The organism is Sporolactobacillus laevolacticus DSM 442, assembly GCF_000497245.1.
GTDB classification, from domain to species: Bacteria; Bacillota; Bacilli; order Bacillales; family Sporolactobacillaceae; genus Sporolactobacillus; species Sporolactobacillus laevolacticus.
In genome coordinates this window covers 1-16,260 of the sequence record NZ_AWTC01000021.1, presented here as the reverse complement: position 1 = coordinate 16,260, position 16,260 = coordinate 1, and the positions used below count along the sequence as shown (strand labels likewise).

General features: G+C 42.6%; 15 protein-coding genes and 1 pseudogene. 9 read left to right on the top strand and 7 right to left on the bottom strand.

Annotated features, from left to right (window positions below; genetic code table 11):
- Positions 1 to 89 precede the first annotated feature (89 nt).
- Both P343_RS34605 and codA read left to right on the top strand, forming a co-directional pair.
- On the top strand, positions 90 to 1,499 hold the full coding sequence (locus tag P343_RS34605) for a cytosine permease (RefSeq protein WP_023511501.1): 1,410 nt from the start codon (positions 90 to 92) through the stop codon (positions 1,497 to 1,499).
- Positions 1,500 to 1,518: 19 nt separating this feature from the next.
- Complete coding sequence (codA, locus tag P343_RS34600; RefSeq protein ID WP_023511500.1) at positions 1,519 to 2,790, top strand: cytosine deaminase; 1,272 nt, start codon at positions 1,519 to 1,521, stop codon at positions 2,788 to 2,790.
- 80 nt (positions 2,791 to 2,870) lie between these two features.
- On the opposite strand, the gene P343_RS34595 is transcribed toward codA, so the two are convergent.
- From P343_RS34595 to P343_RS34580, 3 genes are all read right to left on the bottom strand, one after another.
- On the bottom strand, positions 2,871 to 4,451 hold the full coding sequence (locus P343_RS34595) for a PucR family transcriptional regulator (protein WP_023511499.1): 1,581 nt from the start codon (positions 4,449 to 4,451) through the stop codon (positions 2,871 to 2,873).
- Between the two features lie 62 nt (positions 4,452 to 4,513).
- Entirely contained in the window at positions 4,514 to 4,810 is a 297-nt protein-coding gene (locus tag P343_RS34590; RefSeq protein ID WP_152525325.1) for a hypothetical protein, read from the bottom strand.
- A 400-nt stretch (positions 4,811 to 5,210) separates the two neighbouring features.
- Positions 5,211 to 5,798 (bottom strand): GNAT family N-acetyltransferase, encoded by a 588-nt coding sequence (locus P343_RS34580; RefSeq protein ID WP_023511496.1) that lies wholly within the window; start codon positions 5,796 to 5,798, stop codon positions 5,211 to 5,213.
- 309 nt (positions 5,799 to 6,107) lie between these two features.
- Between P343_RS34580 and P343_RS34575 the strand changes: the two genes are divergently transcribed.
- Both P343_RS34575 and P343_RS34570 read left to right on the top strand, forming a co-directional pair.
- Positions 6,108 to 7,259 (top strand): glycosyltransferase family 4 protein, encoded by a 1,152-nt coding sequence (locus P343_RS34575; protein WP_023511495.1) that lies wholly within the window; start codon positions 6,108 to 6,110, stop codon positions 7,257 to 7,259.
- Positions 7,260 to 7,646: 387 nt separating this feature from the next.
- Positions 7,647 to 8,255 carry a class I SAM-dependent methyltransferase gene (locus P343_RS34570; RefSeq protein ID WP_023511494.1) on the top strand — a complete coding sequence of 203 codons (609 nt, stop codon included), beginning with the start codon at positions 7,647 to 7,649 and terminating at the stop codon, positions 8,253 to 8,255.
- Between the two features lie 125 nt (positions 8,256 to 8,380).
- Here the strand turns inward: P343_RS34570 and P343_RS34565 are convergent, their stop codons facing one another.
- The 4 genes and pseudogenes from P343_RS34565 to P343_RS34550 form a co-directional block, all read right to left on the bottom strand.
- Positions 8,381 to 8,815 carry a GNAT family N-acetyltransferase gene (locus P343_RS34565; RefSeq protein WP_023511493.1) on the bottom strand — a complete coding sequence of 145 codons (435 nt, stop codon included), beginning with the start codon at positions 8,813 to 8,815 and terminating at the stop codon, positions 8,381 to 8,383.
- Positions 8,816 to 8,851: 36 nt separating this feature from the next.
- Complete coding sequence (locus P343_RS34560; protein ID WP_023511492.1) at positions 8,852 to 9,883, bottom strand: ArsR/SmtB family transcription factor; 1,032 nt, start codon at positions 9,881 to 9,883, stop codon at positions 8,852 to 8,854.
- Between the two features lie 154 nt (positions 9,884 to 10,037).
- Positions 10,038 to 10,963: pseudogene (locus tag P343_RS37890) on the bottom strand (YczE/YyaS/YitT family protein).
- A 288-nt stretch (positions 10,964 to 11,251) separates the two neighbouring features.
- Positions 11,252 to 11,506, bottom strand: coding sequence for a YkuS family protein (locus P343_RS34550; protein ID WP_023511491.1), 255 nt, complete (start codon positions 11,504 to 11,506; stop codon positions 11,252 to 11,254).
- 214 nt (positions 11,507 to 11,720) lie between these two features.
- On the opposite strand from P343_RS34550, the gene P343_RS34545 reads away from it, so the two are divergent.
- The 5 genes from P343_RS34545 to P343_RS34525 all read left to right on the top strand — a co-directional run bounded on the left by P343_RS34545 (position 11,721) and on the right by P343_RS34525 (position 15,826).
- A complete protein-coding gene (locus P343_RS34545) occupies positions 11,721 to 12,677 on the top strand; it encodes a nucleoside hydrolase (RefSeq protein ID WP_023511490.1) in 957 nt (318 codons plus the stop codon).
- 71 nt (positions 12,678 to 12,748) lie between these two features.
- Positions 12,749 to 13,357, top strand: a complete 609-nt coding sequence (locus P343_RS34540) for a membrane protein (protein ID WP_023511489.1) — start codon at positions 12,749 to 12,751, stop codon at positions 13,355 to 13,357.
- 48 nt (positions 13,358 to 13,405) lie between these two features.
- Complete coding sequence (locus P343_RS34535; protein WP_023511488.1) at positions 13,406 to 14,170, top strand: energy-coupling factor transporter transmembrane component T family protein; 765 nt, start codon at positions 13,406 to 13,408, stop codon at positions 14,168 to 14,170.
- Positions 14,167 to 15,015, top strand: coding sequence for an energy-coupling factor ABC transporter ATP-binding protein (locus P343_RS34530; protein WP_023511487.1), 849 nt, complete (start codon positions 14,167 to 14,169; stop codon positions 15,013 to 15,015). The genes P343_RS34535 and P343_RS34530 overlap by 4 nt, the downstream gene beginning before the upstream one ends.
- Positions 15,002 to 15,826, top strand: a complete 825-nt coding sequence (locus P343_RS34525) for an energy-coupling factor ABC transporter ATP-binding protein (RefSeq protein ID WP_023511486.1) — start codon at positions 15,002 to 15,004, stop codon at positions 15,824 to 15,826. Before P343_RS34530 ends, P343_RS34525 begins: the two co-directional genes overlap by 14 nt.
- Positions 15,827 to 16,260 lie beyond the last annotated feature (434 nt).

The following is a 16,260-nucleotide window of genomic DNA, read 5'->3' as shown; positions in this document are numbered from 1 at the left end:
CCCTGTCTCTTTCCCATTCCCAACTAATTGAGATATATTAAAACATATTATGTTATCTTATATTACATTTTATTTTTGGAGGGATGGTTGTGTCATATAATCTGTCACGGGAGAAAACAATCACGACAACTGAACCAGAAACTGATCTTGCGAAGGAATACGGCGCTACAGAGAAAGTACCGCATTCCCAGGCGCGAAATATGTCCTTTATGGATATGCTTGCGACGTGGATCGGTGCGAACGCAAACAATGGTACTTGGTATATGGGTGGTGTGGTTGCAGGCTGCGCATTTGGAGGCGCGATCGCCGTCACACTGATTGCCAATCCGATTGCTTATCTGATTATGGCAATGGTTGGGTATATGGGCTATAAAGCAGGAACATCAACCATGGCTTTGACACGTCCTTCGTTTGGTGTACGTGGTAGTTCTCTACCTACCTTAGTCAACCTAACCTCATTTATTGGTTGGACAGCCGTGAATACGTTCATTGCCGCCATATCGATCAGCTTTTTGCTCAAGGACAGCGTTGGATGGGCCGCTTTTGGTGAAAAAGGAAGCGCGAAATCAATGATTGTCGGCATTTTAATCATGAGTATCTTACACCTTGCATCAATTTCGCTCGGCCATCGTTCCGTCAAACTAATTGAGCGCATAGGAATGATTCTTGTCGGGATTCTAGGAATTTGGGAAACAATCGTCGTTCTGCAAAACGTCTCATTCAGCCAGATTATTCACTGGCATCCATCAGCTTCATTGTCTCTTCCATTTGGAACCGCCATGGACACAATGGCTGCTTTCAGCTTGGCTTGGATCCCTGCGATCGCCGAATTCACACGATATACTAAGAATAAATCGAGCGCAACGGTTGCACCAATGATTGGGGCGAACGTTGGCTTATTCTGGTTTGCCTTTGTCGGTATTATCGCAACGATTGCTGCGGCGATCACAACCGGAACTTATGATCCAAATAACTCAGATCCGAGCACAATCGCAAGCAAGCTTGGACTCGGTTGGCTGGCACTTGTTGTCATCGTTCTGACCAGCACTACCGCAAATGCGATCAATCTGATGGCAGCGGGAATCTCCCTGACCAATCTTACAAAGAAAATCAAGGCGATGCCTGCCCTTTGGACAGTTACCGTGTTCGCCGTTTTGCTCACTTTCGTGCCACTCTTATTCGGAAGCTTCCTCGATTCATTTATCGCTTTCCTTGATTATATCGGAATGGTGCTCGGACCGCTTATCGGTATCATGATCACCGACTTTTTCTTCATTAAGAAAAGAGATTATGATGTACCTGCCTTTGAAGAGGTGAACGGCAAATATTGGTTTACCGGCGGTTTTCATTGGCCGGCGATTGTTTCTTGGGCATTTGGTGTTGCGGCATTTCTTTTGCTTCACACGATGGAATTCTTTAAAGCGAGTATCGGTGCGACATACCCAGTTCTGATCCTTTCGGGTCTTGTCTACTGGATTCTCGTAAAAATTCGCAAATAATCGGTTAGGTGGTTTGTCTATGTTCGTACGTAATGCAAGATTACTGAATCATGAGGGGCTGTGGCACATTCAGGTTGCTAATGGTCTTATAAAGAAGATCGAAAAGATGGATCAGCAGGTTTCTGAAAGCCCTGCTGGAAGTCTTGATGCGGAAGGCGGATTAGTGATTCCACCTTTTATCGAACCTCATGTTCATTTGGATACGGTGCTGACCGCCGGAGAGCCGAAGTGGAATATTAGCGGAACGCTGTTTGAAGGAATTGAGACATGGGCATTGAGGAAGGAACAACTGACACGAAAAGATGTGCTTTCACGTGCTAAGAAGGCGCTGATGTGGCAAGCAGCCCAAGGCATTCAATATGTTCGCACGCACGTAGACGTGGATGATCCGGAACTGACGGCTTTGAATGCATTACTCGAACTGAAAGAAGATGTATCGGAATGGATGGATCTTCAGATTGTTGCCTTTCCGCAGGAGAGCATCCTTGGCTTTCCAAAAGGGAAAGAACTGATCAAAGAAGCGGTCCTTCTAGGTGCTGATGCAATAGGCGGTATTCCGCATTATGAATTAACTCGTGAAGACGGCGTTGCTTCTATGAAATTCATTTTTGATCTGGCCGAAAAATATGACCGACTGATTGATGTGCATTGTGATGAAATTGATGATGAACAATCCCGATTTATTGAAGTGATTGCTGCGGAAGCTTATAAACGAAACATGGGCGAACGCGTAACGGCAAGCCACACAACGGCTATGCACTCTTATAACGGTGCTTACGCTGCGAAACTGTTCCGAGTTCTTAAAATGTCCGGGATTAACTTTGTCTCAAACCCACTTGTGAACACACATTTGCAAGGTCGGTTTGACACCTATCCGAAGCGTCGCGGTGTAACAAGAGTCAAAGAATTGCTCGAGTCCGGAATCAATGTTTGCTTCGGGCATGATGATATATTTGATCCATGGTATCCGCTCGGTACAGGGAATATGCTACATGTTCTGTTTATGGGCCTGCATGTCTGCCAACTCATGGGCTACGATCAGATCTCTAAAGGTCTGGATCTGATTACAACAAATAGTGCAAAAGCATTGTACGTATCTGATCAGTATGGAATTGAGGAAGGAAAACCGGCAAACTTCCTGATCATGCCAGAACAGAGCAGTTATGATGTGATTCGCAAGATAGCATCAATTCGCTATTCGATTCACAAAGGAAAAATACTCTCCGAAACCGTTCCAAGCATGACAAACCTATATCTGAATCAAGAAAAGATTGCCATCAACTTTAAATGACCATCGAGATAAAAAGAACCGCCGAACTTCGGCGGTTCTTTTTTCATTAATTTTCCAATCACGAAAACTGATCTGCTCAGTTAATCCTCGGTGACGCGATCATTCAGCAAATAAGCATGACCTGCCAAAGCCAGTTCAATCGCCAGCCGCTTCGGTGAATCTTCGAAGTGCCCACCAAGCCGCTCATTGATTTTCTCAAGCCGTTTGTATAAGGATTGCCTGGATATGTACAGCTTTTGCGCCGCTTCTTTTTTACTCCCGGCACATTCAAGATAAATTTTGAGTGTAAAAAGAAGCTCACTCCTCTTCCCGTCTCCCGAGTCAAGTAGCCCGCCAATCTGTTGCCTGATAAAGGGCTCAAGGCTACCGTTCTTATCCATTTCATGAATGATATGATAAATATGAAGCAAACGAAAAAAAGGAGTTGCCATCCTTCCAATATGTCTTTGAATATCAATCACTTCCACTGCTTCTGAGACACACGATCCTAGTTCATCAAGCGGTTGAACAGAACCAGAAACACCCCATATAAAAAACATCTCGTTGCTTATGTAATGGGCAAGCTGCTCCATTGCCCTGATAACGGCTTTTTCGATCTCCTTCTCATCACGTGACCCGATTAAATCAAGCAAAATACAGATGAGCTGATGATCGCGGTAGATCGGCAGGACAAAAAAGGATTCATTACCGAAAACTGTGCGCAACACAATATTTTTGTGAATCTGAACCGTACCAGCATCTGCTTTATTGTTGACCTGTTCAAAGGCTGCTACACCACACCATGTAAAGGTCATGTTAGGTTTTATACGCCATAGCTTTTCTTTGATGGTATTTTCATCAAGCTGTCCGTCTAGCCATCGGGAGATCCATTGGTTCTCCCTGTTTAGCTGCCTTTCTTCCCAATACATCGAGCGCATGATCTCTTGAGCGACAGCGGTGGCGCATCGGTCTAAGGCGAGCACAATAAAATGATCCTCATCATCGTACGCGTGAACCATTAAATAGCCAAACAGCTGATTCATGACCATAACTGGAAAAACAGAGCTTCTATTCGATGAACTGTTTGTAACATGCAGACTTTCCGACCACTTTTGGAAGTAACCCGAGTGAGGAATGCAGAGTGTGCGCCCTTTTACAGGTACATACGCGATTGCATGTCCTGTAAACGTGAAAAAAAGAGTGAGCAGTGCCTTTATTCCCTCTCCCATTAACAGCAATTCATTGAGCTGGACCGAAAAGTGTTCCAAATCCTCCATCATTTTCTTCTGTCGATTAATCACAAACGCATGAATATCGTGAGTTACATCTATGTAGCGAATATCAGAGTAGATCAAGATCAGCGGAAAATCTTCTGATTGAGCGAGACGAATCATCCGCTCGGGTATTTCGTCAACTACCCTTCCCATATCAATAACCAGTCCCGCTGCATTGCTATCCATGATTTGTTGCAAAAATTTCAAGCATTTTTGCTCGGATCCGTTCCATGTTAAACCTGTCGTTAGAATGAGTTCATTTCCATTAAGCAAATCACCGACGTCATCAACCTCAAGAACATGTGTCCATTTAATTGTACGTTCCAATGCTCGCTCACTTGCATACACTTTTGAATTGTGAAAATAAGGGCGTTCCAAAATCTCTCGGACTGTCAATTTTGTATTCAAGTGAGGAATCCCCTATCTTTGTGAATATGTTGTGTTTCTTAATCGTCTATAAATATTATATATTATTTTAGAAACGGAGCGACAATCAGTAGTGCAGCCACAATGATGATTAACACTCGAGTCGTCTTCTCCGATAATTTCACTAAACTTTTTCCGCGATAAAAGCCATGAAACTGGAATTTATTCCGGTATAGCATAAAGGCCACAATCAGTGTCGCAACAAAAACAAGAGTAGAACCAATAAGACTAATGGGTATTCCAAGCAAATGGTATACGACAGAAATTACATATGTAAGCACCGCGTTCAGAATAAAAACAATTAGAACCACACGTAGCAATTCTAGCGATCCTCTAATCAACTCACTCACCAGCTTTCAAAGATTCTAAGATCTTGAGCAAAACGATTTGTTTCGCAAACTGCAGCATAATTATTAAAAGAAAAACGATCCAAATGTTGCTAGATACACCAGTCGCCTCTAATATATAAAACACACAAAAAAGGAAAAATGTAATCAGATCATCATATAAAAGCAGTCTCCTGATTCGTTTGTTTTCACAATACGCCACTGCAAGTTTATCTAGCCGCCAACGAATTTCAAACTTCAGCACCCTGGTAAACCACGAACATAGATTATTCACAATAAAAAAAAGCAAAAACAAGACTCAGAAAACAAAAGATAATGAGATCAAAGGACACAGCTTCCCCACTCCCCATCTTCAGCAAAACTAAAGAGAATCCGTTACTATTCGTATTATCGCTTACTTAATTTGATACCTCATCATCTTTTTCCATTTCGAACGCCTGACCGTTTCTACAAAACCCGCTTTTTCAAAGACAGACGGAATACCCGTCCATAAAAATGCTCCAGGAACATTCGCATTGTAAGGTACCTCCGGATACGCTTCAATCATTGAGGCACCTTGTAGTTTGCAGAATTGCACGGCAGCTTGAATCAACGCCAACGATAATCCTTGCCGACGGTACGATTTGTCAATAAAGAAACAACTGATCGACCAAACAGGTAGATCATCAATCCGCTTGAATACACGCGACCGTTCTAGTCGGACATATTTATCTCTTGGCGCTGCAGCACACCAGCCAACCGACTGACCATCAACGTACATCAGGACACCTATTGGTTCGCCGTTTTTCACAAGCTGAAGCATAGCTTGTTTGTTCTGCTCGCCTTTCTGTGCATCGAATTCCGCTTTTCTCAGCCTCCAGCTCATACACCAGCATCCACCGCAAGCGCCTCTTTCGCCAAATAAATCGGTAAAATCTTGCCAATGTGCGAGATCCAAAGCATAGGCTTTTATTGCCTTGTCTTTATTTTCGTAGACAAGCATGAATTTTCCTCCCTCATCTTCCCATTAAAGAGAATCTAGATCAGTTGATTTTCCTCTCGTTCCGTAAATGGAATTAATGCCACACCTGGTATGCATTTTTCTTTTCACTATTAATTATAACAGCGAATTTATCACAAATGAGTCAGTGATCTTTTACATTTCTTTTGATTCAGGTTTACAAAGTCCATAACAAACTTAACGTTGGCTTATTAAAATAAAGATGTTGTTTTGTGTTGTCTTAAGTACGTGGATGCCGGATCTATGACACTCCCCGATCTGAGGAGGTCATATTAAAAGGGAGGTTTCTCGATGAAAATCGCCATTTTTACAGATACCTACACTCCTCAGGTGAATGGCGTAGCAAAAACCTTGGAACGTCTGACAAACTATCTCCATCGAAAAGGCATCGACTATACGTTATTTGCCCCGCAAAATGTTAAGGACAATAATGAGAATAACCACGTACAGAAAATGAAAAGCATTCCACTCGCCGTTTATCCGGAATGCCGTCTCGCCTTGCCTAATCTCCATTTTGTCAAAAAGAAGCTTGAGCATTTCCAGCCGGATCTTATCCATGTGGCAACACCGTTCACGATGGGCTTGCTCGGAAAATATTATGCCACAAAACTTAATATTCCTCTGGTCGGCTCTTATCACACAGATTTCGACGCATATTTAAGCTATTACAAGATGGAATTTCTCTCACCTGTACTTTGGAATTATTTGCGTTGGTTCCACAATTCACTCCAAAAGACTTTTGTTCCCTCACTTGAAACATTCAAACAGTTGAAGGAAAAACAATTTCATCATCTAAATGTCTGGAGCAGAGGCGTTGACTGTAATCTGTTCAATGCGAAAGGAAATGATGCAGGTATCCGCCAGAACTATTCGATTACAGCGAAACATATCCTGACTTATGCCGAACGCTTGGCACCGGAAAAAGACATCGAAACGTTACAATCTGTCATCGCTATGGTAAATGAAAACGGAGCAAACGATGTACATTGGTTGATTGCCGGAGATGGCCCACTTGCAAAGGAAATGAAAGCGCGATTCAACAAGAATGTCACCTTTACTGGATACATAAAGCCGGAACGACTGGCGCACGTCTACGCCGCTTCAGATCTGATGGTGTTTCCTTCCGCAACTGAAACCTTTGGCAATGTTGTGCTGGAATCAATGGCCTGCGGAACGCCGGTCATCGGAGCCAATGCCGGTGGCGTCAAAAATATCATTAGCAATACTAAAAATGGCTTGCTCTGTACGTCAAAATGTCCTCATGAATTTGCCAATGCAATTCATTCTCTACTCGAGGATCAAGACGCACGTCAGAGAATGGGTATTGCTGCTAGACACTACGCCTTATCGCAAAGCTGGGACAATATTTTTGCGCGATTAGTCGACAAGTATGCCGACGTGCTTGCACACCAATATGTAGAACTATCCAAGGCTAATGGATGAACCCAGTTAATCAATAAACACCTGATGAACGTTGCAACATGATGTTGCGTTTTTAACCTGTAAAACTATCCTTTTAGTCCTCCTCTTCGAACAGACTCAGCTATATGGATCAAATAGAAGAAACGGCAATGGTATTGAGGACTATGAAGAAAATGAGAATTAGTTAGATTTACACAAAAGGAAGATACGTTACACCTATCGCATCCGGACCCATAGAGAAAGATGTCATCAAAATTTAAGAGACCATTAGCATTATTTTACACATCACTCTTCTTCTATTAAAATTTAGGGGGCACATGAAACATGTGTAGAACGATGAGCATCATCAATGAATAATTTACAAGTCTTTTGAATAAATGAGCACTTTTACTAGAAGGAGTGATTTCTATGCGCGATCTCAATAAAACCATTCAAAAACGCTATAACCGAATTTCTGGGATCTATAATCAGATGGACCGAATGATCAAGCCCGAATGGCGACAGGAACTCTTGTCCTCTCTTAGTGGACATGTACTTGAAGTAGGCGTTGGGACAGGTGCGAATCTACCCTTTTATCCGAGAAATGTTCGGGTGACCGGAGTTGATTTCAGTTCCCGCATGCTTCAGTATGCTCGCAACATGGTACAACAGCTTCGTACCGAGGATCGCATGACTCTGCTGGAGATGGATGTGCAACAGATGACGTTCCCTGATGATTCATTTGATTACATTGTGTCCACCTGTGTCTTCTGTTCGGTACCCGACCCGGTTCAAGGATTGCATGAGTTGCGCCGCGTATGCAAATCGGATGGAAAAATCCTGATGCTGGAACACATGCGAAGCGAGAATCCCGTTGCTGGCATCCTGATGGATCTTCTGAATCCATTAACCGTCAGACTGTGGGGTGCGAACATCAACCGTCGTACGATGGAAAATATCGCCCGTGCCGGTCTGACCATCGAAAAAGACAAACAGCTATTTGGCACTATTTTGAGAAGACTGGAAGTAACGCCTTAAAGAACCGGCATTCTGCGGGCAAGCCGTTGCCGCAGTTTAGTCTCTACTTTCCGATAACGTGACTTCCAGTCCTTTCTTTTTGCTTCACATATAGACATCTAATTTTACAGTAACTAGTGCGAAAACTAGCATTCTTTCTCCATCCGGACATGTGGAATGTTATCAATCAGGAAAACCTCTGATGTTCTCTTAAAGCCAAAATGAGCATAAAGCGCTTGAATATAGTCCTGGGCTTCAATAACGATTGATTTGTTCGGCATCTTCTCGCCAATCACCTGCATTACCTTCATAATCAGCGATTTGCTTATCCCTTTTCCTCTAAAGTCAGGATGCACGAGCACTCTTCCAAAAGTAACCGTGCTCTCCTCATTAAAAATTCTGGCATAAGCAAGAATTTGACCTTCCTCATGAGCATAGACGTGAATACTGCTCAGATCATGTTCATCAATTTCATGATATGGACATTCTTGTTCCACTATAAAAACAGACTCACGTGTTTGAAAGATGTCAAAGACCTCTCTCGCTGTCAGTTGGGAAAACTCTTTCACTTCCCATTTCATCTCCACCATTCCTCCCGAAAGTTTCTTTAAATCTACTTAAATTAAGAAATCCTTCAGATGCTTCATAAACCGTTCAATTTCAGCATTCTGTACTTCATAATAGACCTTGTTTTCTCTCCTAACCGCATGAACAAAACCAAATGATGAGAGCGTCGCCAGATGGTGAGAGGTGGTTGAACTAGAAAGGTTTAGCCGTTGCGCCAATTCATAGCCATAGAGCGGTTCTTTGGAAAGCAGCTGAATAATCGCGATCCGATGTTCATCTGCAAACGCTTTAACCGCTTGAATCATCTGTTCTTTATCTGGAACAGAATCTCGATTAAAGTTGAAAAATTGCGTCCCATACATAAAAAAAGGATGCTTATCTCTGCCTGAAGAAAACACCCACTCATAATACGAAACTGAAGGAGCGAGTGTAATATCATCCATCTCTTCAACCGGCTGCAACAACTTTGTTGAGAGAATCTTGATGAATTCATCTTCACCTTTTTCTGAAATAAACGCTTTAACATCTTGAATACTCTTTTTTTGTTTCTCAAGGAACCCATCCAAATCATACGCCGCACAATGATAGAAAAATTTCAGAAGCCGAAGTATATTCTGCTTCGCCTCTTCTTTATGCACAAACAAGTAGAGTGCTTTCCATTTTTCAACATCCGGCAAATTGCTCTGGTCGATATAATCCGTCGTTTCATTGAAATTATTGAGATCGATGAATTTTTCATTCGCAAAACCGGTTTTCAAAAAGTAGCTGAAGAGCTGAAGGCTAGGCAACGTTTCTAATTTTCTTAGAAAATCATCCACATCTGAGTAAACGTCATTTTCCCAAGCGAACCGAATCAACGAAAGCCCAAAGAAGCTCTCATAGTTAAAAAAAAGTGCCAAATCCTTTTTCATTTCTGCAGAAAACTGTGCGCTTTTTTCTTCAATCCATTTCTTCAGTTTATCTAATTCTTCCGACCGTTCGTCGTGCACGTTCTTCATGTGTTCATCATACGTTGAAATCCGAAACATAGCCGCAAGTAGTTCAAATACTGGGGATGCAACAAATTTTATCCGAGGATTCACTTAGTTCTGCTCCATTCAGTTAAGGGTGATTTCAATAGAGATTCATTATTTTTCGCGATTCTTCTCTTTGTTCCATTGTACCTCAACTAATTGACAAACTGTATCTCGTTTTCAGTACCTGAGTTTTCATTTCCATAGATTCTCGATGGCTCATTTATTCTCGTTTGTTCCCGTTCCTCTCTTCCCTTTCCCGACGCTGCTCTTCTTTTTTCAATAATCCGTATTGAATCAATGTGTTTTGGATGACGGTTTTTGCATCCTTTAACGTTACGCGTGCTTGTTTTTGCTTCAACTGTAATTGTTCATCCGAGTAATGAGAGAGCTTCTCTTGTGTCTCCACCGTTAGATCATAACTGTGCTTCACCAAATAATAGGTATATCTGCCGGCACCAGTAAAGCCATGGCCAATGCTTCTGCCAGAGGGATGACTGCAGAACTCTACTACGCTAGAAACAAGGCGTCTGCTTAGCGTATTATCCCAGAATGTGATTAATGGACCAGCAAAAAAGGAGATGATAATTGTCGCAAGGCCGATTGGTCCCCTTGCGATCAATGCCGCGATCATAAAGCCAAGATCTTGAACAATTCGACAAAATTTATATCTGATATGTAATCTATTAGATGCGATCGGCGCAATTGCGTCATATGGAGCGACCCCAAGATCAGCGGACATGTATAATGAAGTGCCCAAAGTAAAAACAACAAACCTAGAATCCCATTAACCATTCCAGTCAGAAGTGTGGGATGGTAATGAAAGATGGCACTGTAAAAGCTGGAAAACCAATCGATCATGAACCCGGCAAATACCATATTGATAATCGTCCCAATCCCTATCTTTTTTCGATCAAGCAGGATGACGAAGATAATGATGAACACGTTAACAAGAAGCTGATAAATACCTAAACTCAAATGTATCTTTTTTGAAACACCAATATTGAGGGCTGTAAATGGATCAAGTCCGATATGCCCCTGTTTGCAAAGCGTAGCCCCCAAAGCAAGGATGGCCACCCCAATAAAGGATAATATAGATTTTGCAAGGAGTTCCAACCAATTGCTCTTGTTGTTCACACCTTTCAACATCGTCAACCTCCGCATATCAATAATTTCAATAAAACCAGTCTTTCCAAAGAAAGAGTATTCCCTTTCAAAGGGTGCACCATGCAATGGTGCTGTTCTGAATTTGACCGGAATGAATAATGCAAAGGCAACAGTCGATCATGATGCGCAAACAATTGTTCGATGTCGACTTCACCAAGCCTTTGGTGCTTGCGGAACCAAAGCTGGGCTAATACTATTTTCCGTAAAAATTTGTAATCTCTAACACATAATAAAAGGGTGAGCCCTTATTTCGAACTCACCCTTTGTTCATTAGTGCTGTAGTTGTTGCAACCGGCTTTCAACGATCAGACAAACATCATCCGCAGATAATCCGCTGGCTTCAATGATTGGACCATCTATTGATGTCTCATGAATGCCCAACATATTCGTATCCAGACCTGAGATCACACAACAATCGCAGCCTTTAACGTCAGACTCCTGTTTCAATGCGATGATCTCGTGGCCTTTCCGTTTCAAAGCATCCGCAACATTGGTTAATGACTCTTCAACGCCAATTTTTGGCACATCAAACACCTCCCAATCGTAAATTTCCCAATGTTCTCGGACACTATTCATAGTTAAGATGTTCATAAAATTGTGCTTTTCAATTTTTCCATAATCAAATCTATTAATAACGTAACGACTCTTGCTATTAAACACAAAACATGACATAATACGTGTCAAGACAGTTGTAAAGTTAATTCATGACTAATACCACATTGAGAAAGGCTATGATTCTTTGGATTCCTACAAAAACCAAGCAAAACCAATCATCATTGACTGCGACCCCGGTCTTGATGATGCCATTGCGTTAATGGTTGCCTTTGGATGGCGGGATCTGCTTGATATCAGAGGCATCACTTGCGTGGCAGGCAATCAGACTATAGAGAAAACATTCACTAATGCGCTAAGAATTGCTAAACATCTAAATATCGAAGTTCCGGTTGCCCGGGGTGCTGAAAGGCCATTGATTAAACCACTGACCCTTGCCGATGATGTCAATGGTCAAACTGGCCTCGAGGGCATGGAGATTACACCCGAGCATATTCAACCCAGCAAACTGAGCGCCTTCGATTTGATCTCCAAAATTCTTACAGAGGCTCATGAAAAAGTAACCATTCTTGCCACGGCACCTCTAACCAACATCGCCCATTTGCTCAGTGTGCGGCCGCATCTGAAGAACAAAATCGACCATATCTCGTTGATGGGTGGCAGCAGTATCGGCGGAAACATAACAGCTGTTTCCGAATTTAACATGTTTGTTGACCCTGAGGCTGCGAAAATTGTATTTGATTCCGAAGTCCCAATCACAATGTTCGGACTTGACCTCACTTATAAAGCCTATACCACGCGTCAGGACATTCAACAAATCACAGGCAACCTTAAGAACAGGGCAAGCCGGATGCTTGGAGATCTCCTCAATCACTATATGCCTTATTCTGAACGCATGGGATTGAATGGTGTCGCGATTCATGATGCATGTACCGTCATCTATGAACTGAAACCCGAACTATTTTCAGGAATTAAAAGAGTCAGTGTTAACGTAGATACAAGCGGCGGTCCTTCTTATGGTTGCACGTTAGTTGATTTCTATGACCTGACAGGACAGAACAAAAATGTTGATTTTGTCACTCAAGTCGATCGACAGGCATTCAATAATTTTCTTTACTTATGCTGTGCGCGTTACTTGGACTAAATGATGAAAAATTAATCAATAAGACAACCTGTTTATACGATACCCATTACATATAAAAGGAGCAATTTTACATGAGCAAAGCAAGGAATTTATGGCGTGTGAAACTGAATACAGCTTCAATCGTTTTAATACCGGCCGCAGTCGCCATCAACTATATTGGTAAATTATTCGCTGAAGCACTAAAACTTCCACTCTGGCTGGATTCAATCGGGACTATCTTTGCAGGCATTGTCGGTGGACCGGTTCTTGGTGCACTGTCCGGTTTGATCAATAACATTATCTACGGCCTTACTTTAAGCCCAGCTTCAGCCGTTTACGGAATCGCGAGCATCGGTATCGGTGTAGCTTCCGGAGTCCTTGCTCATTACGGCATGGTTAGTAAGTTATGGAAAGTAATTGTCTTCGGGATCATCGTCGCCCTCGTGTCTTCAATTATTTCTGTTCCGTTAAATTACGTGTATTACGGAGGCCAAACCGGCAATATTTGGGGTGACGCCGCATTTGCGTTTTTGAATGCTCACCATGTAAATGTGATCCTCTCCTCGTTTGTTGACAACATATTGGTGGATGCCCCTGATAAAGTTGTTAGTGCAATCGTCGCCTTTGCCGTCTACCGCGTTCTGCCGAAGAGACTGACTATTCTTTTTGATAATAGTCAGGAGACGACAACACTTGATTGAATACAATAACAGACTTTTCTTTTTGAAAAATGATGAGGTGGTATTCAATTGACGTCCATTTCGTTGTATGTAGATAAAAAATCCATCGTCCATGATGTGGACTTTTTAACAAAGCTGATCTATTGCTGCGTGTTTATCGTCGCCCCCATAATAACGGGAGCAGTAATCCTTGGCACATTCTCGTTTCTGGTCAGCCTTATTTTGATCATCAGCGCAGGAGCTTTAAAAAAATTAATGCCGATTGCCGCACTGTCTCTGTTTGTTCTTTTATCCGTTATCATCATCCAGAGTGCATTTATTCAAGGTTATCATGATGTGTTGTTTACAATCGGACCGGTTCATTTTTATCGAGAAGGATTGATCCATGCTTCATCCATTGTTGTACGTTTTCTAGATATTCTGCTTGCGTTCTCTTTGATCGTTCTGACGACGCATCCTGCGGATATGGTAGAAACGCTGCAGCGCAAAGGCCTTTCGCATCGCATCGGCTATGTGATCCTTTCTGTTTTTCAGATCATTCCGCAGATGGCTCAAACAATGAAAACTATTTCCGATGCTCAGCGGTCACGCGGCTTGGAAACGGAAGGAAATATTTTCATCAGAGCCAAAGCGTTTCTTCCACTGATCGGACCGGTCGTGATCAACTCCCTAATCGGCACCCGTGAACGGGCAATGGCACTTGAAGCGAGAGCCTTCAGCGCTGAAGTGAAACATACTTATTTTCGCGATGAGCCCGTCTATCGGTACAAGACACCGGTACGCTTGATATTACTTCTGCTGCTCATTGTATCGATCGCCTGGAGGCTGCTATGAGTAAAATTATCGTAAAAAGCCTGAAATACAAGTATCCCCTAACTGAAGCACTCGCACTAAATGGGCTAACCTTTCAGATTGAGCGCGGCGAGTTTATCGGGATCATTGGCCGGAATGGCGCGGGAAAATCGACACTTTGCGCAGCCTTAAGTGGACTTGTCCCCCATTTTTTCAAAGGTGCTTATGGCGGCTCGATCCTTATAGACGGGATCAACGTCAAGGAAAGCAAGCTAAGCGATATCGCTCGGAAAGTCGGTATCGTCTTTCAAAACCCCTTTACCCAGATGACCGGGGCTAAAGATTCAGTAACCGAAGAGCTGGCGTTTGGAATGGAGAATCTCGCCATCCCCAAAACAGAGATGGTCAGGCGCATTGACGATGCCCTGAGACTTCTGGAAATCGAGAACCTTCGTGATAAAAATCCCTTTGAACTTTCGGGGGGCCAGATGCAGCGTGTGGCAATAGCCAGTATTCTTGTGATGCTGCCGGAAGTGATTGTCCTTGACGAACCCACATCGCAACTTGATCCTCAAGGCACAGAAGAAGTTTTCAAAGCTATTAAACGTTTAAGCAATCAAGGTATGACGATCATCATGGTCGAGCATAAGACTGAGAAAATCGCTGAATATGCTGATCGCGTCATGCTTCTTGATCAAGGCCAAATTGTCGCCTTTGATCCTCCAGCGAAATTATTCTCTCTAAGTAATCTTGAAGAACGTGGTGTACGCCCACCCGTTTTTACAAGGGTTGCCAAAGGCTTGGACATACATGACCAGGTTGGACTCTATCCGGTTACTCTTGAGAGTACAGTAAATGAGGTGCAAAAAGTTTATGAATCTCATTGAGGTTAGAAACTTGCATTTTTCATATCAGAATGACCATGACGTGCTTAAAGGAATTGATCTGACGTTCGATCACCGCAGCACAGCCATTATTGGACAGAATGGGGCCGGAAAAACAACCTTCGTCAAGCTGCTCAAAGGCCTTCTGAAACCTGTTACCGGGGATATTCTGGTCAACGGCATCAACACAAAAGAAACAAGCGTCGCAAAACTCGCTGCTCAGATTGGCCTTGTGTTTCAAAATCCAGGTGATCAGATTTTTAAAAGCAAAGTATATGATGAAATCATAGTGGGTCCGCGCAACATTGGAATGCCTGCAGACGAAGCGGAGAACATGACGAAAAGAGCGCTTGAAGCTGTCGGACTTGGAAGCAAAATAAATCACAACCCCTACGATCTTTCTTTCGCAGAGCGTAAGCTTGTCAGTATCGCTTCAATACTGGCCATGGATCCGCGTATTGTAATTCTGGATGAACCAACGATTGCTCAGGACGATCCAGGTAAACAATTAATCAAAGACCTTATCAAAAAACTCGAAAGCGAAGGAAAACTGGTCATTTCTATACTCCACGATATGGACTTCGTCTCTGAAACGTTTACAAGGACGATTGTTTTCCAGCATGGTAGGGTTATGATTGATGACGACACAAAATCGGTTTTCTCCCAAACTGATGTGCTTCGCGAAGCATACCTAGAACCTCCGCACATCACTCAGTTAGGCAATCGACTTGGCTATTCCGAGACCTATCTGACTGCAGAGCAGTTTGTAAATGACCTCCTCATGGAGAAAAAGCTTAAATCTAATATTAATTAATAGAAGATGGCAAATAAAACACGCATCACTCTTTATTGAGATATGTGTGTTTTTCATTTGATCGGAAATATATATTCACCCGTATATCTTAAGGGCAAAAATACTCGGATTTCATTAAAAATGTTTTTTAATTATACTACCAACTGAAATTTTCATAGAAATATGCACGAACGTGAGAAGAAAATCAGTAAGCATCTTAAATAACCGCTTTTCTGTTTAACCAGTCCGATAAATCTGAAAATCCGGTGCTTACTCTCTTGTTTCCTCGACCTACTTGTCCATCGAAACTCTCGCTGTGCTCTTGGCACGTATAAAATAATAAACCCGCGTACCTCTCGTTTCCAAGAAGTACGCGGGGTTCATTTGCCTGGCAGTGACCTACTCTCACAGGGGGACAGCCCCCAATTACCATCGGCACAGAAGAGCTTAACGGC

Bases quoted from the DNA above. Each gene is read 5' to 3' on its own strand.
- codA (WP_023511500.1), top strand. From the start codon at position 1,519: ATGTTCGTACGTAATGCAAGATTACTGAATCATGAGGGGCTGTGGCAC.
- P343_RS34580 (WP_023511496.1), bottom strand. From the start codon at position 5,798: ATGCTTGTCTACGAAAATAAAGACAAGGCAATAAAAGCCTATGCTTTG.
- P343_RS34575 (WP_023511495.1), top strand. From the start codon at position 6,108: ATGAAAATCGCCATTTTTACAGATACCTACACTCCTCAGGTGAATGGC.
- P343_RS34570 (WP_023511494.1), top strand. From the start codon at position 7,647: ATGCGCGATCTCAATAAAACCATTCAAAAACGCTATAACCGAATTTCT.
- P343_RS34565 (WP_023511493.1), bottom strand. From the start codon at position 8,815: ATGAAATGGGAAGTGAAAGAGTTTTCCCAACTGACAGCGAGAGAGGTC.
- P343_RS34540 (WP_023511489.1), top strand. From the start codon at position 12,749: ATGAGCAAAGCAAGGAATTTATGGCGTGTGAAACTGAATACAGCTTCA.
- P343_RS34530 (WP_023511487.1), top strand. From the start codon at position 14,167: ATGAGTAAAATTATCGTAAAAAGCCTGAAATACAAGTATCCCCTAACT.
- P343_RS34525 (WP_023511486.1), top strand. From the start codon at position 15,002: ATGAATCTCATTGAGGTTAGAAACTTGCATTTTTCATATCAGAATGAC.